Origin of the sequence: Ochrobactrum teleogrylli (assembly GCF_006376685.1) — a bacterium.
Lineage (GTDB): Bacteria > Pseudomonadota > Alphaproteobacteria > Rhizobiales > Rhizobiaceae > Brucella > Brucella teleogrylli.
Map to the genome: position 1 here is coordinate 1 of NZ_VEWL01000013.1, position 20,371 is coordinate 20,371.

Genomic DNA, 20,371 nt, shown 5'->3' on the forward strand with positions numbered 1-20,371 from the left:
AAAAGCTGGTTCCTTATGAATCACCGAAACTCCGCGGAGGGAAGCCCTAAATAATCAATCTGCCAAAGTAGTGCTAGAGACCATTCGACCGCAGGCAAACTCAGACTCGGGGTAATCACCCGAGCGGGCGACGAAATGCTGAGGAGCATATTAGTGGTCGGTGCAACTGCCATTCTTCAATATGTCAGAGCCGGCAGAAGTAGACATACGTCCTGATGGTTGATCGAACTTCTGCAGCGGAAGAAACCAAAGTTGGTGGCTGTGGCGCTCGCCAATAAGATCGCCCGCATCGCTTGGAAGCTCATGGTGAGCGGAGAAAGGTACCGGCGAGCAGAAGGGCGGACGCAGGCAACATAGGAGATTGGCCATCTCGGTGAGCAAGATATGATTGCTGTCGTGTTGAGCTGATGCTGTGAACTTGCAAGAGAAAACAGATGGTGTGATCGATCGATCCAAGACGTGTGACACTCCGCATTGCCCAATGGCCGTCAATGGCCGCAGGTCTGTTAGGAACACGCGTTGCGGAGACCATCTTGGCCAGTGGTCATGTGCGACCACACAAAAAGGCCGCACATATGGAAGCAAGCGATCTGATCAAAATATCTAAAAAAAACACTTGCAAGGCGGAGCCGTCCACATATGGGCGATGGACCTGACCTATGTTCCGATGGCTCGCGGATTTGTCTATCTCTGCGCCGTCGTGGACTGGTTCAGTCGGCGTGTTCTGTCGTGGCGGTTGTCGATTACGATGGAGGTCGACTTCTGCATTGAAGCAGTCGAGGAGGCACTGGCCCGGTAGGGCAAGCCAGACATCTTCAACACCGACCAGGGCCGCAGTTCACGTCCATTGACTTCACTGCCGTGCTGAAGAAAGCTGAAATTGCCATCTCGATGGACGGCAAAGGCGCTTGGCGCGACAATGTCTTCGTTGAGCGGCTATGGCGGTCGATCAAATATGAGCAGGTTTATCTGCATGCTTACGAGACGGTGCCCGAGGCGCGCGCTGACGCCAATGATGGTGGCGGCATAATCGCGGCGGAAATCCACTTAACGAAACGCCCGAAACTGTTCAAACAAACCGAGCCACCTCTAACGTAAGCGGAAGTCTGCCTTACCACATATAGAAATATATGAAAGTATAGTCAAGAATAGCGAATGCGAGAACGATTTTTAGTCCGTCCCTGTTGGGAAGGCGGTCTCTCCGGCGCTTCGGGATATTGAAATGAAGACGAAGACCCTCGGATATCAGTGCCGTGTCGCCCGGCTGACGCGGATAGACGCGCCCTTCGGACCGATCATTACATCGGGTCCATTCATATGAACGCGATCTGCAACAGCCAGCGCTGTTGTTATCCCAGACACGATTTGACGCAATGAGCCTTCCGAGCTTTTACCAAGCCGAAGAACATCACGAGCATTGCCTAACGCAAACAGCCGCTTAGTAAAAGTGTTGATGACCTCTTCGTCGGCATAATTGTTGAATGTCTGGCTCGCAATTGCAGATACCACACTGAATGTATTCTTGATGCGATGAGCGAGTTCGGCATTTAGAATCTTGGCGTGTTTTTCGGATTCCACCTTTTCGGTAGTTTCGATGACTGTATCGATCATCCCGCCAACACGTCCTTGCTCGTCAAAGATAGGGCTGTAGCAGAAAGTAAAGTAGCACTGTTCATCATATCCGTGTCGATCGATGACCAGAGGGAAGTCTTCGATAAACGTCGCTTCGCCAGCATAAGCTTTCTGGACCATCGGCAGCAGTTCATCCCAGACTTCAGACCAAGTATCGCGAAAGGATGCTCCCATGCAGTTCTCTTTCTCACCGAGAATAGGCCTGAAAGCGTATAAATCGTCGTATATTCCAGACCCCAAATGATTGCTTTGGGAAATTGTGAAGCCAGCATCATCTGCACCGCAGTGACCAGAGGCGCTGGCCAATTCCCAGGCACTCCGATCGGGTTCCGACTCCAATCCAGCGACCGGATTTCATCGGCCGACTGACCTCGTGCATGCAGAAAAAGCACTGCACTATCCATATTTTATTCCAATTTTTATGAGAAAGTTGCGTCGGCGGCACTCAACGCTTCTATTCGATTCAGCTAATAAAAGTGAGAGTTAATCGACGTTTCAACACTCCGGCTGGCTCGTTATCCGCCAGGACGATGCAGACCGAACGGGCGGGGGCGTGATCACAACAATATCGTCTACAATCCGTGGTCTTTTGACTTCGCGTGCTGCCGTATTGTTTGCCGACGCCGCGCGCAGCCTGCGCATCTGGTGAGGCTTGTCGACAGTAGATGTGGCGCCTTCTTGCGCAACTCTTCCAGAGTTCTTCGCCGCGTGGTGGGGGTAAATGGATCGGAGTATATCATTAAACACCCGGTTTTATCCGGCGCGTTTCTTATCTCAGATAGTGGATATGCGAGCGCCCGCTGAACGGAGAAGTTTCCACGCGCGCTTCAATCGAGAAGACTTGCTTGAGAATAGTCTCGTTGATGACCTCTTCCGGTGTTCCCGTAACCACGATCTTTCCAGACAGCATAATGATCAATTCATCGCAAAACATGGCAGCATGATTAAGGTCGTGCAGTGCAATGACACTCGTGATTGGTAGCCCTGAAACCAGCTTTAACAAGCTCATCTGGTGCTGAATATCCAGATGATTGGTTGGTTCATCAAGGATGAGTTCTTTCGGCGTCTGGGCCAAAGCCCTTGCAATATGCGCACGCTGTTTTTCGCCACCTGACAGACTTTGCCACGTTTCGTTTTTCTTGGCCGTCATACCGGTGCGTTCAATTGCATCTTGAACGGCTCCTTCATCCGCGCCTGTCCAGCCCGAGAACATCGATCTGTGTGGAAAACGCCCAAGTCTCACGACGTCCAGGACTTTCAAACCCGCGTTTGTCGTGGCGTGTTGTTCAACAAAAGCCACACGCTGCGCGACGCTACGCCGGGCAACCGTATTGATATCTTTTTCGTCAAGCAGGACATGCCCGGAATGGGGGCGTTTTAAGCCCGCGATCAGACGCAGCAGGGATGTTTTTCCAGAACCGTTTGGTCCTAAAAGCCCCAGCATCTTTCCAGGCTTTGCCTCGAAAGACACGTCGTCGATTATCGTTTTCTTGCCAATTTTCCAGACAAGATTTTCGGCTCTGATCGTCATGATGGGCGCTGAAAACGGTATAGAATGATCGAAAAGAAAGGCACGCCGACAAGTGCTGTCACCACACCGATGGGGAGGACCTGTTGCGGTATCAACGCGCGTGAGGCGATATCGGCCAACACCATGAAGATTGCACCGACGATGGCGCAGGCGGGCAACAACCTTATGTGTAGCGGACCGACGATGAAGCGTGCGGCATGAGGGACAACGAGCCCGACGAAGCCTATCGAACCGACCATGCTGACGATAGTGGCTGTCATCATTGCTGTGAGCGCAAAGAGAACAATGCGCGCACGGGCCACATTAACGCCGAGCGATGAGGCGGCTTCATCGCCGAAAGCGAAAGCATCCAGAACATGGGCATAGAGAAGGCAGGCGATAAGACCGAAGGTGATGACCACCGACACCAGCGTGAATTCTGGCCAGCGAACGCCACCGAAGCTGCCAAGGAGCCAGAACATCACGTCACGAGCCTGCTGCGCGTTGCCGGATGTGGTGACGATATACGAGGTCGCAGCGTTGAAAAGCTGTGAAGCCGCAACGCCTGCCAGAATGGTGCGATCCGCACCGCCCCTTGTTCCATTGGAGAGGAGCGCAACAAAGAAGAAGGCCGCAAACGCGCCAACGAATGCGCCTGCTGATAATGAAACTGCGCCAGCACCGATGCCGAGTATGACAACGGTTACAGCGCCGGTCGATGCTCCAGCCGAAATACCCAGAACATAGGGTTCAGCCAGCGGATTACGCAAAAGCGATTGCATGATCGCGCCTGAAAGCGCGAGACCCGCACCACAAAATGCCGCCACCAACGCGCGGCTGAGGCGGTAATCCCAGATGACCGTTTCATGAATGCGATTGAGCTCGACGGAACTCCATCCAAGACGATTGGTTATCGCTGCAAACGTTGTCGATAAAGGGATCGGCAGATCTCCGATCCCGACACTGATACCCACCACCAATCCGATTGCAACAAGCGACGCCAACAGCATCATGCTGAAGGCGCCCCAATGCCTTAAAGATGGTCCAGCAGCACTCACTTGAGAATACCAAGCGCTTTCAGCTGTTCCGCGACCTGTTCTGCGCCATAAATCGTGCGGATGGTCGGGTTCATCGCCTGACCATCCATGACGGCAATGGCCTTGTTCTTGACGGCTGGCATCTGGCTGACCGCAGGGTCTGTGTTGAGAAACTGGATCTTGGCTTCTGGCTTGTCGAGTTCCCAACGATTACGGTCGAGATTTGCAACAACAATGACGTCAGGGTTGGCGGCGATAATGCTTTCCCAACCAAGCGTCGGCCATTCGGCTTCTGCCTTGATGGCATTCTCGCCGCCCAGAACGTCAGCGATGAAGCTCGAGGCGCCGTTTCCACCGCCCAGATAGGCGTCCGCCGATGGCGACGGGCTGGAGAACCAGAAGACATAAGAAAGTTTCTTACCGCTCGCGGGAACGCTTGCGCGCAAGGCCGCCTCGCGTGCCTTGAAATCAGCGATCAGCGCCTGACCGCGATCTGAAACATCGAAAATCTGCGAAAGTTCGTCGATCTCCTTATAAAGAAGATCCATGTTCCACAGCTTGTCGCGGCTGCCATATTCATCCCTGACCTGCTCTGTGCTCAGGCACGTGCTGGGCGAAAGATAGGTGGGGACGCCTACCTTGTCGAAATCCTCGCGCTTTGCAACCTTGCTGTTCGGGCCAATGAGGCTTGGAAGAGCTGCCGCTACGAAATCCGGATTTTCTGCAAGGATCGATTCAAATGTCGGGAACTCAACGGTGAGAAGCTTTACTTTAGAATTGGCGGCGTCAAGCTGTGGCAAAACTTTACTCGGCCAGAACGCTGTCCCTGCCATTTTGCTCTCAAGCCCCAGAAGCAACATGATTTCAGCGCTGTTCTGTCCAAGGCCGATCGCGCGTTCCGGCGCCTTCTGAAACGTAACTTTCGTACCGCAGTTTTCGAGCGTCAGCGGATATTGTGTGGCGGCATCTGCTGCATTGTTCTGAAGCGCGAACACAGCAACAAGGCCGGTAGCGGCCAGAAGAGTTTTCATTGCAGTCACTGATAAAATCCTGGATTGCGGGGCGCTGTTTTCCGTCGGCCTTGTGGAACTGGCTTTCCTATAATCCAAATGTTGTTTTTAAAACAAGAGTGCATTCGTCTTATTTTAGGCTAGAGATCGACGCCAAGCTTCAATGGGAGCCAACTCACTGTGCATATTCAGAATTTCAACCTGAAACCCTTTCGTAAATTGCACTCCCGTTTAAGCTTCGCCGCCTGTTTCGTCGCGGCTTCTTCGGGCAGGTTTACGCTTTAGAAGCACCATTCTGACAAGCAGGATAGGTTACATCGGCCACTCGTCGGCGCAGCATTGCTTCCACGCGAGATCAAGAAAGGTTTGGATGTCGATCCACGAGTGCCTGTCTACGCAGGCGCAAATCCTCGATCTGTTGTTCGAGCGTGAGAATGTCCTCATCGATTGTCTGAACGCGCTGCTCTATATTGGAATAGGCTTCCTGCAATAACTGTTTGGCTTCGGTCTTGCTCGATGCGCTCGGTGTATCTCCTCTCAGTGGACGGTTAGCCGTTTCGGGTAGAAAGAACGCCGTGACCAGCCCGATAACTGCAGCGCACATAAGATAATAGGCGGGCAAATAGAGGTTCTCGGTGGCCTCGACGAGCCAAGCTGCAACGGTCGGCGTCAGTCCCGCGATGATAATCGAAATATTGAATGCCGCCGCGAGAGCACTGTATCGAATACGCGCGGGGAAAAGCGCCGGAAGTGTTGACGCCATAATGCCAGTGAGACAATTAAGCAGGACTGCCAGTATCAGCAGCCCGACAAATATCGTTGCGATGTTGCCACTGGCGATCAGGTGAAAGGCAACAACAGACAACAACAGCAGGCCAACGCTTCCGATAATCAGAAACGGTCTGCGGCCAAACCGATCACTGAGAAATCCCACAACTGGCTGAACAAACAGCATGCCGATCATCACCACGATGATGATGAGCACACCGCGGTCCTCAGAATAGCCAAGGCTTTGCGACAGGTAGGTCGGCATGTAGGTCAGCAGCATGTAATAGGTGATGTTCGTCACCAGTACCATTCCGGTGCACACACTTAACGCACGCCAATATTTGCTGACAATTTCATTGAATGACACCATCGGGCGGTCTTCGATTGCATCCCGATCTTCTTTTTCCAGTGCTTCAAGTTGCTGCATAAACGCTGGCGTTTCTTCAGCCGCATGACGCAGATACAGTCCGATCAGCCCGAGAGGCGCAGCAAAATAGAATGGAACCCGCCATCCCCACTCTAGAAAGGCAGTTTCGCCGAGCATTGTGCTGAGAAAAACAACGAAACCGGCTCCCAGAACAAAACCGGCAATCGAGCCAAAATCGAGCCAGCTGCCCAGAAAGCCGCGACGTTTATCGGGTGCATATTCTGCTACGAAAATAGCAGCCCCCGTATATTCACCACCGACGGAAAAGCCCTGCGCCAGCTTACAGATCAACAGAAGGATTGGGGCCCAGATGCCAATGGTGGCGTAAGAGGGGATGAGGCCGATGCAAAAAGTGCTGGCGGCCATGATTATAATGGTAAGGGAAAGGACTTTCTGGCGGCCAAAACGGTCACCCATGACGCCAAAAAACAACCCACCAAGGGGACGCACCAGAAATGGTACGGAAAAAGTAGCAAGGGCTGCAATGGTCTGCGTGCCGGGCGAGGCATTTGGAAAGAACACTTGGCCCAAAGCATAGGCGACGAAGCCATATACGCCAAAATCAAACCACTCCATCGCATTGCCCAAGGCCGCAGCGGTGATCGCCTTTTTGAGCTTTACGTTATCTATGACCTTGATATCATGAATTTGTAATGGCTCAATCTGGGATGGATTGCTCGACAGATTGCTTTGGGTCATTCTTTCTGCCTTTGGCTTTTAACTCCCGCTAAATTACATTTATAGTAGTCAACCGGCAACTTTCAACGTTGATGTGGGAACGACTGGCAAGGTGCTTTGAACACGATAGGTGGGAAAATATCGAAACGAATAGAAAGCTTTCGTACAAACTGGGACTGTCAGACCCTTGTTTCTCACCATGTAAGATCAGTGAGCCGGCCTACTCGCAAAAAGTCAGGCGCCGTTATTCCAAATGCCAGTCGCGGTTCGTTAAACTCCTTAATAGCTACGCCTTGTTGGCGCCCGACAGAGCACTCCAGCACATATCGATAATCAACTGCCTTTCCTCTGGCTCAAGGGGAAGCGGGTTGGGACGTCTTCGTTTCAGGGTATGACGGGTCGCACCGCGAGCAAAACTTGCAAGGAACTTTGGCGATCCTGAACGAACCGAACCCGCTTCCTGCGCGGCGAGAATGATCGCATCGGTATATGCGAGGAAATCCCGGAACAAATCAGCGGTTTGTTCCAGCGTCCGGACCGGGTTGTTGTTCAAATAATCGAACAAAGCCGCCCGCTCAGCATCTTCCCAAAATAAAATCGACATAGCGCTCCAGATATTGGCGGATGCGCTTTTCATGTGGAAGGTCCGCCGCCATTTCCGGCGCCAGCTTTGATCGCCACACCGGCAAGAGAATTGAAACGCAGTGCGTCGCCACCCACGCGCTTGCTGAATGAAGATTCCGTCGAGCAGGCACTTTTTTAGGTGAAAGGGCCTTTCCGTTCTCTTGCTCAGCCCTGCATACGGTACTGGTGATCTAAGCACCAGCCGACGCCCATCAGCGATTTCGGCTGTCCGCCAAGCGATCTTTGTGGCACAGATTGCATTTACAACTCCGTGGTGTCGACGATGTCTCGCCCGGTCGCGGCAACCATTTCCATCCGCTGTGCGAATTCCCGTCGGAGCGTCCGTCGGAGTTCGGCTGCTTCATGGCGCCTGCGATCCAAAGCGTCGACTGGGATCAAGGCAGGCACTGCAACAGGTCGCCCGGTATCATCGACCGCTACCATTGTAAAATAACAGGAATTGGTGTGGCGGCGCTTGCCCGAGCGGATATGCTCCGCTTCCACGCGAATGCCGATCTCCATGGACGTCCGGCCCGTATGGTTCACCGAAGCCCGAAATGTCACGAGTTCACCAACGTTGATCGGCTCTTTGAACGTGACCTGATCGACAGAAAGCGTAACTGCATATTGTTTCGAATAGCGCGACGCACAGGAAAAAGCGACACGGTCCAGCAGGTTCAACAAGGCGCCGCCGTGGACCTTGCCACTGAAATTTGCCATGTCGGGCGTCATCAAAACCGTCATTTCCAGGCGGTGAGGATCGGGTTCGGTCGGCAGCATAAAGGTCCTTTCCGGGTCGTGTCAGCTCCGAACTGTTATATCGGCACCCGCATTACTAGCGCAATCGACGGCTTTTTGCCGCCAACCCAGTGTCAGCATGTTTCGTGTGCATGCCATTCGATAATTTTCGGCGTGGCATTGGATTCGCCGCACGTCTGCGCGAACGGCTCGTCTACATCGATTCGCGTACGCGCTCCCATGCATTGGTCAAATGGCGGCCCAATACTTCGGACAACCGGGTCGCGTTACGGGCTTCCAGAGCCTCGATCATTTCTTCATGCTCCGATACAGCCGCCGCCCATTTCTCGGCGCCTTCATGGCCGACGAAACGGATCCGTTTCAATCGTGTCTGCAGCATTTGGTGAACGTCTGCCAGCGTAGGGTTCTTGGCAAGACGAACAATAGCGATATGAATCTGCTGGTTCAGTTTGTAATATTGCAGCCGGTCAGCGGTTCGGTAGCGCTTGATCATTTCATCGTGCAGCGAACGAACCTCAGCAACTTCCTTGTCGGTTGCGAGCTCGCAGGCGAGTTTGCCTGCTAGCTCTTCCAGGGTACGTAGGACGGTGAGCATGTCCTTGACATCAGCTGCGCTGAACCGTTTCACAACTGCGCCGCGGCTTGGAACAAGCTCGACTAGTCCTTCGCTGGCCAGATATTTGATAGCCTCACGCAGCGGTGTGCGGGACACGCCGAGCTGCTCTCCGAGCTGCCCTTCATGCAGGCGCGTGCCGGGCTCCAGCTGTCCTTCAATGATCATGTCGCGCAGATGGTTGACAAGCATATCGTGCAAAGCCGTGCGGCGGAACGATTGTGTGCCGTGTTCGGCTTGCTCGGTTTTCTGATTTTCGTCCATCGGCCTTTTTCTCAAAGGGTGAGCCCGAATCCTTACCTCACCGTTCGAGGTGAAGATGGCTGGCCTGCTCTCAACCGTCAATATAAAATGCTGCATACAGAATACAAAATACTTGCGTCGCGCTGAGACCTGCCATATGCATATTGCATACAGAATGCAGACGAGGAGGATACGAATGACCGCTAATGGCGCTGAACCGAGCGTGATTGCGCTTGCAATGGGGGATCCAGCCGGTGTCAGTCCCGAGCTGACAGCACGTCTCCTCGCTTTGCCCGATGTCAGAAAGGAAGCGCATCTCATCGTGTTTGGTGATCGCCGCATTCTGGACGAAGGTGCGCATATTGCGGGTGTTGAGCTTGATCTTCAGGAATCCACTCTCGAAAATGCACCGAACATGCCGGTCGGCAAGCACGTCTTCATTGACTTGAGGAATCTCGATCCGAAGGATGTTGTGCGCAGTGAAGCCACGCTGGTCGGGGGAACTTTTGCAACCCAGAACTTTCGTACTGCATTGGAATTTGCCGATGCCGGGCATGCGCAGGCTGTTTGCTTTACGCCGTTCAACAAGCAGGCCATGCGGTTCGCCTATCCAGGTTATGACGACGAAATCCGCTTTGTTGCCGATGTGCTGGGTTTCAAAGGCAAGGTGCGTGAGTTCAATGTTCTGGAGAAAGTCTGGAACGCACGCGTGACGTCGCATATTCCACTCAAGGATGTAGCTGCGACCTTGACTGTTGAAGGAATTCTCGCCGAGCTGGAACTGGCCTGGTTTTGCTTGAAGAAGGCGGGATATGACAATCCGAAGATCGCAGTGGCCGGACTCAATCCGCATGCCGGTGATGGCGGCAGCTTTGGTATGGAAGAAATTGACATCATTGAGCCTGCAGTCAAGGCGGCGAACGCCAAGGGGTTCGATGTCGATGGTCCATTTCCGGCTGACACAGTATTTCTGCGCGCGCTGAAGGATGGCTTTCAGGCGGTGCTGACCATGTATCACGATCAGGGGCAGATCGCGATGAAGCTGATGGGCTTCGACAAAGGTGTGACAATGATGGGCGGATTGCCCTTCCCCCTTTGCACTCCTGCTCACGGCACTGCCTACGATATTGCCGGGAAGGGCGTCGCCGACGTGGGGGCCACGCGCGAAGCGATCCTGCTCGCGGCACGAATGGCGAAAAGAGCAGCTGCACTTTCAGACGCGGCCTGATTTTCGACATTTTGACACTATCGGCATGGGGGGAGGCCTGTGCCGCTTAACTGGGAGGATGGACCATGAAGAAGTCTTTGCATATCGCGTGCCTGGCGGCAGGTGTGGCAATAATCGCATCATCTGCTTTGGCATTCGAGCCGACACGGCCCGTGGAGTTTGTCGTGACCGCCGGACCGGGCGGCGGCACGGATATTTTTGCGCGTACGATCCAGTCTATCATCGGTAAATATGATCTGATGAGCGCGCCAATCGTTGTCACAAACAAAGGCAGCGCAGGCGGAGCGGAAGGCTTTGTCTATACTGCTGGCTATAAGGGCGATCCTTACAAGCTCGCATTCGGAACCAACAACGCCTACCTTCTGCCAGTGCGCGCCAAAGTTCCTTATAAATCGACAGATTTGCTCCCCGTCTCGGCGCTTGCTTCGGATGAATTCATTCTTTGGGTCAATGGAAAGTCCGACTTCAAGACAGCCGCAGAGTTTATCGCCAAGGCGAAAGATGATGCGGGCATGAAGATTGGCGGCAGCCAGTCCAAGGACGTTGACCAGATTCTGACATCCATGATCAACGATGCCACGGGCTCAAAGCTTGGCTATATCCCGTTCAAAAGCGGTGGCGAAGCCGCCGTTCAGCTTGCGGGCGAGCATATCGCGGCCAATGTCAACAATCCGAGTGAGAACCTCGGTCAATGGCAGGCGGGTATGGTGAAGCCACTTTGTGTTTTCAAGGGAGAAAAGCTCAAGGGTGACGGCAAGGTTGCTGGCGACATGGGTTGGAGCGACATCCCGACCTGCAAGGAAGCAGGAATTACAATCGAAAATTACTCCATGCCACGCACCGTATGGCTTCCAGCCGGCGTCGATCAGGACGTCGTCGATTACTATGCAGGCGTACTCAAGAAGGTTGCAGAGACACCTGAATGGGCGAAGTATCTTGCCGATAGTTCGCAATCTTCCGCCTATATGAGCGGTGGTGAACTCGCATCCTTTATCAAGAACGATGAAACAGCGGTAACAGCCGTGCTCAAGCGTGAAGGCTGGCTCGCCAACTGACGTTTTGTGCAGTCATGCAGACGCCGATGGCGTCTGCATCATTCATCAAAGGGGTTCATCCCATGAGTGATAAAGGTGAAGGCGGCATTTCCCGCTTCGTCATCGAGACGGGTGTTGCTCTCCTTACAGGCGCGCTGGGAGCGGCGGTCTGTTTCGGCGCACAACAGGCCGGTACAGGCTGGACGGAAATGGGGCCGGATGCGGGTTATTTTCCGTTCTACATCGGGCTGCTGATCATGTTCGGAAGTGCGGTCAATCTCGGTGTGGCATTTGTAAAACATCGCGGTAGCGGGGAAGTCTTCGTTGAACTCTCCCGGCTGAAACCGGTTTTCGGTTTCGCCTTGCCGCTCGTTGCCTTCGCTGCCATATCCTCGGTTCTCGGGTTGTATGTCGGCACGGCACTCTACATCGCTGGAGCGATGATGTTTCAGGGACGCTACAAGTGGTGGGCTTCCATATCAGCCGGTATCGCCATTTCCCTGTTCTTTTTCGTCATTTTTGAAATCGGCTTCAAGGTTCCGCTCCTTAAAGGCCCGGTCGAGGCTTTCTTCGGCATTTATTGATACCGGAAAGTCCGATGTCTTTGGAGGAAAGACATGGAAAACTTCAGTCTCTTGATGGATGGCTTCGCCCATATACTCAGTTTCAATCATGTTCTGTTGATGATGCTGGGGGTGACACTTGGAATTCTGGTTGGCGTCCTGCCGGGATTGGGCGCGCCCAATGGCGTTTCCCTGCTTTTGCCGCTGACATTCACGATGGACCCTATTTCCGCGATTATTCTGCTTTCCTGTATGTATTGGGGAGCATTGTTCGGCGGATCGACAACGTCCATTCTGTTCAATATTCCAGGCGAGCCTTCCTCTGTTGCCACCACGTTCGATGGTTATCCGATGGCGAAGGCCGGACATGCGAGCCGCGCTTTGACGCTGGCATTCGTTTCCGCTGGTATCGGAGCACTGGCGGGCGTGGTGATGATTACACTGCTCTCCAGCTGGGTTGCCAATTTCGCCCTGCGGTTTTCATCGCCTGAATATTTCGCTGTTTATTTTCTGGCTTTTGCCAGCTTCATATCCATGGGCGCTCAATCGCCCTTCAAGACGCTCGTTTCCATGATGATCGGTTTTGCTTTTGCTTCGGTGGGCATGGATACGATCTCGGGCAATTTGCGCCTGACATTCGAGATACCGGAACTCATCAAGGGTATTTCCTTTCTGATTGCAGTGATGGGCCTGTTCGGGATCGGCGAATTGTTGCTGACGACGGAAGAGGGGTTACGCTTTGATGGAATCAAGGCGCGGGTGCGTCTCGGTGAGATTGGGCGTACGCTGCTGGAAATGCCGCGCTACTGGTTTACGCTTGCACGATCGACGCTGATCGGTATCTGGATGGGCATAACACCCGCCGGGCCAACGGCCGCATCCTTTATGAGCTATGGCGTGGCCCGTCGTTCCGCCCGTGATAAATCGAAGTTCGGCAAGGGGGACCCTCGCGGTATCGTGGCACCGGAAACCGCTGACCATTCAGCCGGTACATCTGCGCTTCTCCCGATGCTTGCGCTTGGCGTGCCGGGTTCGGCTACCGCTGCTGTGATGATGGGCGGCCTGATGATCTGGGGCCTCACTCCCGGCCCGACATTGTTCACGGATCGTCCGGATTTCGTGTGGGGCCTGATTGCGTCCATGTATCTTGGCAATATCGTCGCCGTTATTCTGGTACTCGCGACCGTGCCGCTCTACGCATCTATTCTGCGCGTGCCGTTCTCGATCATCGGACCGATCATTGTTGCGGTCATTTTCTCCGGTGCCTATCAGGTCGCCAACTCGATAACCGACGTCTGGCTGGTTATCGCATTCGGGGTGCTGGGTTATATCTTCAAGAAACTAGATTATCCGCTGGCGCCGTTGGTTCTCGCCATGGTTCTCGGAGACAAGGCAGAAGATGCATTCCGTCAGTCGATGATGATGTCCGGCGGCGAACTTTCCATATTCTGGTCGAATGGCTTGGTTGCGTCGTTAATGACGCTCGGCGTCTTCCTGCTTGTTTCTCCCGCCATCTTCTGGGGTATTGCCAAACTGCGCAGCCGAAAAACCGAAATTTCCTCCGGTAACAGCAATATGGCGTGACTTTGATGGATCACACAAAAGAACAGGAACACAAGTTGAAACAGACGACATCCAAATGGACACGTGAAACCTGGCCGATTGCAGCGGCGATGATCCAGTATCCCAATATGCTGCCGGATGGCAGTTCGGTGCAGGATCAGTCGCCAGAAGATTGGGCGCGCACTTTGTCTGACGTTGCGGATGCAGGGTTTACCGAACTCGATCCAACTGACAGCTGGTTGCGGCTGGCGGATTTGTCCCCGGCCCGTCTTAATGAGTTCATGGCGGTCGCCAAATCGCTTGGCTTCACGATACCTGCGATTTCCACCTCGCGGCGCAGCGTGATCGATGCACGACACGGCGACGAATATCTGGCCTATGGGCACAAGGTCATCGACACGGCCAAGGAAGTCGGCGCCAGTTGCGTTTCCTTCGGGCTTTTTGAACCGCTGACGGACGCGCAGAAACAGGCATTGTGGTTCTGGACGGTCGATGGAGCGAAGAATCCTGACGATCCGGCTATCTGGAACAAGGCTGTTGAACGCATTCGCGAACTCGGTCGCCACGCAGAGGAGCTTGGTATAGAGCTGTCGCTTGAAATGTACGAGGATACTTATCTCGGCACTGCGGACAGCGCAGTTCGTTTTGTTGAGGACGTGGGTCTCGAAAATGTTGGGATCAATGCCGATCTGGGTAATCTCATTCGTCTGCACCGCCCGGTCGAGCATTGGCAGAAGATGATGGAGAAGGTCGCGCCTTACGCAAAGTTCTGGCACGTCAAGAACTACACCCGTACAGAAGATCCAGCGTCCGGTATCATCGTCACGCATCCTGCTCCTCTTGAAAGCGGGATCATCAATTATCGTGCAGCGATCAGAATGGCGCTGGATCACGGATTTGCCAGTCCGCTATTATGTGAACATTATGGTGGCGACGGGCTTTCCGTTGCGGCAACAAATCGTGACTACCTACGCCGCATCCTGCCTCGCGGCTAATGACCCAGATTAAGGACTGTTTTAATGACGACCATTTTCGACGCGCCGGAGGAGTTTGCCTCGACCGCTCTTGCCGGTTTTGCCAGTATCTTTAGCCGCTATGTTCGCCACGTGCGTGGCGGCGTTGTGCGCTCCACAAAGGTGCCTCACGGCAAGGTCGCTGTTGTCGTGGGCGGCGGCTCTGGCCATTACCCTGCATTTGCCGGATATGTGGGGCCGGGACTCGCGGATGCAGCCGTTGCCGGTGACGTATTTGCGTCACCTTCCACGGCGGCGGTGGCGCGTATCTGCCGGCAGGCGCATAAGGGCGGCGGTATTCTATTGGGCTTCGGCAATTACGCCGGGGACGTCCTCAATTTTGGCGTGGCCGCCGAACGTCTGCGTGCCGAGGGTATCGACGTCCGCATCGTGCCCGTGACCGATGATGTGGCTAGCGCGTCGATGGATATGCACGAGAAGCGGCGCGGCATTGCTGGTGATCTGGTCGTGTTCAAGATTGCCGGTGCCGCTGCTGAGGCTGGTCTGTCACTGGATGAGGTTGAACGCCTTGCACGTCTCGCGAATGCTAATACTGTGTCTTTCGGTGTTGCCTTCAAAGGCTGTACTTTGCCTGGCGCTCCGCACCCGCTCTTTACCGTACCGGAAGGCCAGATGGCGCTTGGTCTCGGCATTCATGGCGAACCGGGGATCAAGGAAGAGGCGATCCTGCCTGCCTCCGGTCTGGCAAACCTGCTGGTTGAGAAACTTCTGGCGGAACGCCCCGAAGGAACGCAAAAAGTTGGCGTTATCCTGAACGGTCTTGGTGCGACCAAATATGAAGAACTGTTCGTCTTGTGGACGGCGATTGCGTCGCTGCTGGAAAAAGCTGATCTTCACGTTGTCGCTCCGGAAGCTGGTGAGTTTGTTACCAGTCTCGACATGCAAGGCTGCTCGTTGACCCTTCTTTGGCTCGATGACGAACTCGAGCGCTATTGGACGGCAGCTTGCGATACGCCGGTTCTGCGTCGCGGCGAAGCAATCGCAGTCGAGCCTGCGGATGATGTCATTGCCAACGAGGATGCGGTTTCTGTTTTTGCTCCAGCCGATGAGGCGGGGCAGGCCGGTGGCGTTTGCATTCAGGGTATTTTGCACGCCGTCGCCGACGTACTGGTCGAGGCCGAAGAAGAACTTGGTCGTATCGATGCTTTTGCAGGCGACGGCGATCATGGGCAAGGCATGCGTCGAGGCTCCGCGGCTGCAAAAGATGCAGCGGATCAGGCTGTTAAGGCAGGTGCCGGTGCTGCAAGCGTATTGGCTGTGGCAGGCGACGCCTGGGCAGACCGGGCCGGAGGAACATCTGGCGCGCTATGGGGTCTTCTGCTGCGCTCTTGGAGCACCGAGCTTTCCGACAATGGCAAGATTGAGGAGGGTGCGGTCGTTCGCGGCAGCAGACGCGCGCTTGATTCAGTGACAACCCTTGGTGGGGCTAAACCAGGCGACAAGACATTGGTTGATGCGTTTGTTCCTTTCGTGGAAACGCTCGAAAGGGCGTTTGCATCTGGCAAGACGTTGGCCGATGCCTGGAACAATGCTGCAGAGACTGCAAAGGCGGCGGCAGACGCGACGGCGCCACTTGTGCCGAAACTCGGTCGAGCAAGACCCTTGGCTGAGAAGAGCATCGGACATGCGGATGCAGGGGCCATTTCGCTGGCGCTGGTCGCGAAAACCGTCGGCAGGAAGCTGAGTTAATTTTCTATGCCATGGGGTTCTATGTCGTTTCCAGCTCGGTGCCCGATTCAATGATGATTTGAACATCCAAGCCTTGGCTGATGTATTGTAAGCCTCCCGCTCTTTTACGAGTGGGCGGCAGCGTTGAGCGGGGCAACCCGCATCGATGCAAAAACTGAATATCGATCAACCGCCTACTTCGGCCTTGGGGTGATTGAGCGCGGAAACGCCCGACGTTAACTCCTGGCCCGATTTGTGCAGGCGCGTGGCATACGAGAACGCGCCTGCGAAGCCGTTACGAACTGTCCGGCAACCGCATCAGATACTGGCACGACACCGGTTGAACCGTCGGTGACAATTTTATCAATCACATTTTTATCACGCCGGGATGATCTTCTATCGTCGCCGATGATATAAACCTAAGGTTTTATAAAATCTGTAACGTTTCAGAAAATGATTTGGAAAGTAATGGGCATTCTCTTTATCAAGGAGCTCTGGCACTATCGCGTGACCAAAAAATTGGGAAGAAATAGGATATTAATCTGTTAATTCAGTGAGTTATGATCATTTCCAAATTAAACTCTTGCAATGCAGATGGTTTTGAATACGATACCTGTAACGTTTCAGATTTGGGAGGAGATGAAATGTATCGATTGAAGTTCGCGACGTTGGTCGCATCGGTGTGCTGCGTAATGACCGGATCGGCATTCGCGGCCGATCTTGAAGTGACGCATTGGTGGACTTCGGGCGGCGAAGCGGCTGCGGTCAAGGTTCTGGCTGAAAAATTCAATACGCTCGGTGGGGATAAGTGGGTCGATGGTGCCATCGCCGGCAGTGGCTCTACGGCGCGTCCCATCATCATCAGCCGTATTTTGGGCGGTAATCCGATGGGCGCCACCCAGCTCAATCACGGACGGCAGGCGGAAGAACTGGTTCAGGGCGGTTTGATGACCGATCTCACGGAACTCGCTGAAAAGGAAGGATGGGCCGATTTTATACGCCCGAAGAGCCTGCTTGAATCCTGTACCTATGAGGGGCGTCTTTATTGTGTGCCATTGAACATTCATTCTTGGGAATGGATGTGGATCAACCCGCAAGCCTTTCGAGACGCTGGCGCAGAACCGCCGAAAAACTGGCGCGACCTCGTTGCTGCGGGGCCAAAGCTCAAGGAAAAGAACATCGTGCCGCTGGCTACCGGTGATGGATGGCAAGTGAACGGCATGTTGACGGTTTTGACGACAGCCATTGGTGGCAAGGACCTCTACCTCAAAGTCAATAAGGACAAGGATGCCGAAGCGGCGCGCGGTCCTGAAATGAAGAAGGTTTTCGAGGCGCTGGCTGAGGCACGCGGGCTGGCTGATCCCGGTTATGTCGGTCGCTCATGGAACGAAGCCACGAATATGGTGCTGACAGGCCGGGCCGGTACGCAGATCATGGGCGACTGGGCGCAGGGCGAATTCGGCACGGCGGGCAAGGTTGCCGGGAAAGACTATGACTGCCTGCCGGGGCTTGGCGTTCACCAATATCTCGATACGGGTGGTGACGCGATTTATTTCCCCAAAAACAAGGATCCAGAAGTCACCACGGCTCAGCTCAAACTGGCGAGCATGCTTGTTTCCAAAGAGACGCAGGTGGCTTTCAATCTCGCAAAAGGATCGCTGCCGATCCGTGGCGACATTGACCTCGACACGGCTTCGAGTTGCATGCGCGCAGGCATTGATATCCTGAAGAATCCGGACAATATCGTTCCGTCGGTTGAGCAGTTGCGTGCGCCCGATACACAGGGGCAGATCGAAAGCCTTGCGGCGGAATTCTTTTCTAATCCCGACATGACGGTCGATGATATTCAGGAACGGTTTGCGGAGATCATCGAACAGGCGCATTAGAGCGGTTCCTGTTTTGATGGAATCGTCGGAACCGCTCTATCTATTTGTTTTTACGCATTATCCAACGCATCGAAGCGGGATCAGAAATCAGTCCAGTGGACTGATTTCGCCGCGTAGGCGCTTCGCACTTTTGCTGGAAATGCTCTAGCTCGGTTGCAAGGTCTGGCATTGCTTCGAGGAGGGCAGTGCCGGATTTTCCGGCAAGGGAACAGGGAGGATATCATGGCCGTTATGGAAGAGGGCAGGCTCAGAAAGCCCTCCGGAATGTTTCGCAATCTGAATGCGAAAATTGCAGCACTTCCAATGATTGCGACTGTTCTCGTGGTCTTTATCGGTTGTACGCTCTGGACGGTCGCCTATTCCTTCACGTCCTCAAAATCGTTGCCGGTATGGAATTTTGTCGGCTTCGATCAATATGTCAGGCTCTTCGGCGCTTCCCGCTGGCATGTGTCTGTTCGCAATCTGGCAATCTACGGTGTTCTCTGCATGGGGTTCTCACTGGTGGTTGGCTTTTTGCTGGCGGCGCTGATGGACCAGAAGATCCGTTTCGAGAATACGTTTCGCACGATCTTTCTTTATCCTTATGCGCTGTCATTCATCGTGACCGGACTCGTCTGGCAATGGATATTCAACCCTCAACTGGGGTTGGAAAAAGTCATTCGCGATATAGGGTTCGACAGTTTTCAAATGGCGATCCTGTCAAGCCGGACCTATGTCATCTACGCAATCGTCATTGCCGGGCTTTGGCAGATGACCGGACTGGTGATGGTCCTGATGCTGGCCGGATTGCGCAATGTGGATGATGAAATCTGGAAGGCCGCGCGTGTCGACGGCATTCCCAAGTGGAAAGCCTATCTCTTCATCATTTTGCCTATGATGCGCCCGGTGCTGGTGACAACAGTGGTGCTGATCGCGACCGGCATTGTGAAACTCTATGATCTGGTTGTCGCCATGACCAATGGCGGTCCGGGGATCGCTTCGGAAGTGCCGGCCAAATATGTCTACGACTTCATGTTCGGCTGGGCCAATCTCGGACAGGGGCTTGCCGCTTCGACGGTCATGCTCACCACCGTCCTCATCATCCTCGTCCCATGGACCATGCTCGAATACAGCCGGAGGAAAGCGCGATGACGGAAGCAGTGCTGAACCGGAAAATGGAAACTGCGCTGGAGCGAACCGAGGTTCCGCTTGGCGTGGCGCAAGGCAGTGCTGCGCGGCCTTGGGGGCGCAAGCCGAAACGACGCTTTGCACCTGCTACTGTCATGCTCTACAGCATCCTGTTTGTAGCCGCTGTTTACTATCTTTTGCCACTCTATGTGATGGTTGTGACCTCATTGAAGGGCATGCCGGAAATACGCCTCGGCAATATCTTTGCGCCACCCGTCGAAGTCACGTTCGAACCGTGGGTCAAGGCATGGAGCCAGGCCTGCACCGGCCTTTATTGCGAAGGCATCCGCGCCGGGTTCTGGAACTCCGTCAAGATCACCGTGCCAAGCGTTATCGTGTCCATCGCCATTGCTTCGGTCAACGGATATGCGTTGGCGAACTGGAAATTCAAAGGATCGGAAATCTTCTTTTCGGTCCTGTTGTTCGGGGCGTTTATTCCTTATCAGGTCATGCTTTACCCGCTTGTCATCATAACGCGGGAACTAGGCATATTCGGCACGCTGGCTGGTGTTGTGTTCGTCCACACGATTTTCGGCATGCCCATACTGACACTGTTGTTCCGCAATTATTTTGCCGCCCTGCCGCCCGAACTCTTCAAGGCCGCGCGGGTAGACGGTGCGGGATTCTGGCGCATCTTCTTCCAGATCATGCTGCCGATGGCGTTCCCCATATTCGTGGTCGCGATCATTCTTCAGGTAACAGGAATCTGGAACGATTTTCTGTTCGGTGTGGTGTTCGCAGGAACGCAGAATTTTCCGATGACCGTTCAGCTCAACAATATCGTCAACTCCATGCAGGGTGTGAAGGAATATAACATCAATATGGCCGCCACCATTCTGACAGGCGCCGTACCCTTGTTCGTTTACTTCGTATCAGGCCGTTACTTCGTACGCGGTATCGCTGCGGGCGCAGTGAAAGGATGAACCT

General features: G+C 54.1%; 17 protein-coding genes and 2 pseudogenes. 11 read left to right on the forward strand and 8 right to left on the reverse strand.

All coding sequences use genetic code 11. The features are described from left to right. Nucleotides 1-75 precede the first annotated feature (75 nt). Together FIC94_RS17870 and FIC94_RS17875 are read left to right on the forward strand one after the other, a co-directional pair. Nucleotides 76-357, forward strand: a pseudogene (locus FIC94_RS17870) (IS110 family transposase); the annotation flags it as partial. Nucleotides 358-637: 280 nt separating this feature from the next. Beyond that, a pseudogene (locus FIC94_RS17875) lies at nt 638-1,005 on the forward strand (transposase); the annotation flags it as partial. Nucleotides 1,006-1,245: 240 nt separating this feature from the next. Here the strand turns inward: FIC94_RS17875 and FIC94_RS17880 are convergent. The 8 genes from FIC94_RS17880 to FIC94_RS17915 all read right to left on the reverse strand — a co-directional run bounded on the left by FIC94_RS17880 (nt 1,246) and on the right by FIC94_RS17915 (nt 9,322). Beyond that, the gene (locus FIC94_RS17880) at nt 1,246-1,938 is read right to left on the reverse strand and encodes an HWE histidine kinase domain-containing protein (protein ID WP_235892058.1); all 693 of its coding nucleotides are present in this window, start codon (nt 1,936-1,938) and stop codon (nt 1,246-1,248) included. Between the two features lie 463 nt (nt 1,939-2,401). Continuing rightward, entirely contained in the window at nt 2,402-3,163 is a 762-nt protein-coding gene (locus FIC94_RS17885; RefSeq protein WP_140025872.1) for an ABC transporter ATP-binding protein, read from the reverse strand. Beyond that, nucleotides 3,160-4,155 carry a FecCD family ABC transporter permease gene (locus FIC94_RS17890; RefSeq protein ID WP_124916183.1) on the reverse strand — a complete coding sequence of 332 codons (996 nt, stop codon included), beginning with the start codon at nt 4,153-4,155 and terminating at the stop codon, nt 3,160-3,162. The genes FIC94_RS17885 and FIC94_RS17890 overlap by 4 nt, the downstream gene beginning before the upstream one ends. Nucleotides 4,156-4,196: 41 nt before the next feature. Further along, nucleotides 4,197-5,219, reverse strand: a complete 1,023-nt coding sequence (locus FIC94_RS17895; protein WP_140025873.1) for an ABC transporter substrate-binding protein — start codon at nt 5,217-5,219, stop codon at nt 4,197-4,199. 325 nt (nt 5,220-5,544) lie between these two features. Further along, on the reverse strand, nt 5,545-7,083 hold the full coding sequence (gene proP, locus FIC94_RS17900; RefSeq protein WP_140025874.1) for a glycine betaine/L-proline transporter ProP: 1,539 nt from the start codon (nt 7,081-7,083) through the stop codon (nt 5,545-5,547). Nucleotides 7,084-7,348: 265 nt separating this feature from the next. After that, a complete protein-coding gene (locus FIC94_RS17905; protein ID WP_140025875.1) occupies nt 7,349-7,699 on the reverse strand; it encodes a TetR family transcriptional regulator C-terminal domain-containing protein in 351 nt (116 codons plus the stop codon). Nucleotides 7,700-7,947: 248 nt separating this feature from the next. Next, nucleotides 7,948-8,466, reverse strand: coding sequence for an acyl-CoA thioesterase (locus FIC94_RS17910; RefSeq protein WP_167836138.1), 519 nt, complete (start codon nt 8,464-8,466; stop codon nt 7,948-7,950). Nucleotides 8,467-8,638: 172 nt separating this feature from the next. Next, a complete protein-coding gene (locus FIC94_RS17915) occupies nt 8,639-9,322 on the reverse strand; it encodes a GntR family transcriptional regulator (protein ID WP_140025876.1) in 684 nt (227 codons plus the stop codon). 175 nt (nt 9,323-9,497) lie between these two features. On the opposite strand from FIC94_RS17915, the gene FIC94_RS17920 reads away from it, so the two are divergent. The 9 genes from FIC94_RS17920 to FIC94_RS17960 all read left to right on the forward strand — a co-directional run bounded on the left by FIC94_RS17920 (nt 9,498) and on the right by FIC94_RS17960 (nt 20,367). Beyond that, nucleotides 9,498-10,529 carry a 4-hydroxythreonine-4-phosphate dehydrogenase PdxA gene (locus tag FIC94_RS17920; protein WP_140025943.1) on the forward strand — a complete coding sequence of 344 codons (1,032 nt, stop codon included), beginning with the start codon at nt 9,498-9,500 and terminating at the stop codon, nt 10,527-10,529. Between the two features lie 65 nt (nt 10,530-10,594). Further along, nucleotides 10,595-11,584 (forward strand): Bug family tripartite tricarboxylate transporter substrate binding protein, encoded by a 990-nt coding sequence (locus FIC94_RS17925; protein WP_140025877.1) that lies wholly within the window; start codon nt 10,595-10,597, stop codon nt 11,582-11,584. Between the two features lie 62 nt (nt 11,585-11,646). Beyond that, a complete protein-coding gene (locus FIC94_RS17930) occupies nt 11,647-12,147 on the forward strand; it encodes a tripartite tricarboxylate transporter TctB family protein (RefSeq protein WP_140025878.1) in 501 nt (166 codons plus the stop codon). Nucleotides 12,148-12,180: 33 nt separating this feature from the next. Beyond that, nucleotides 12,181-13,710: a tripartite tricarboxylate transporter permease gene (locus tag FIC94_RS17935; RefSeq protein WP_121539219.1), complete on the forward strand. Its 1,530-nt coding sequence runs from the start codon at nt 12,181-12,183 to the stop codon at nt 13,708-13,710. A 5-nt stretch (nt 13,711-13,715) separates the two neighbouring features. Further along, nucleotides 13,716-14,684 carry a sugar phosphate isomerase/epimerase family protein gene (locus tag FIC94_RS17940; RefSeq protein WP_140025879.1) on the forward strand — a complete coding sequence of 323 codons (969 nt, stop codon included), beginning with the start codon at nt 13,716-13,718 and terminating at the stop codon, nt 14,682-14,684. 24 nt (nt 14,685-14,708) lie between these two features. Further along, nucleotides 14,709-16,412: a dihydroxyacetone kinase family protein gene (locus FIC94_RS17945; RefSeq protein WP_140025880.1), complete on the forward strand. Its 1,704-nt coding sequence runs from the start codon at nt 14,709-14,711 to the stop codon at nt 16,410-16,412. Nucleotides 16,413-17,035: 623 nt separating this feature from the next. Then, complete coding sequence (locus tag FIC94_RS17950) at nt 17,036-18,277, forward strand: ABC transporter substrate-binding protein (protein ID WP_140025881.1); 1,242 nt, start codon at nt 17,036-17,038, stop codon at nt 18,275-18,277. Between the two features lie 222 nt (nt 18,278-18,499). Then, nucleotides 18,500-19,408, forward strand: a complete 909-nt coding sequence (locus FIC94_RS17955) for a carbohydrate ABC transporter permease (protein WP_140025882.1) — start codon at nt 18,500-18,502, stop codon at nt 19,406-19,408. Further along, nucleotides 19,405-20,367: a carbohydrate ABC transporter permease gene (locus FIC94_RS17960; protein ID WP_371830934.1), complete on the forward strand. Its 963-nt coding sequence runs from the start codon at nt 19,405-19,407 to the stop codon at nt 20,365-20,367. Before FIC94_RS17955 ends, FIC94_RS17960 begins: the two co-directional genes overlap by 4 nt. Nucleotides 20,368-20,371 lie beyond the last annotated feature (4 nt).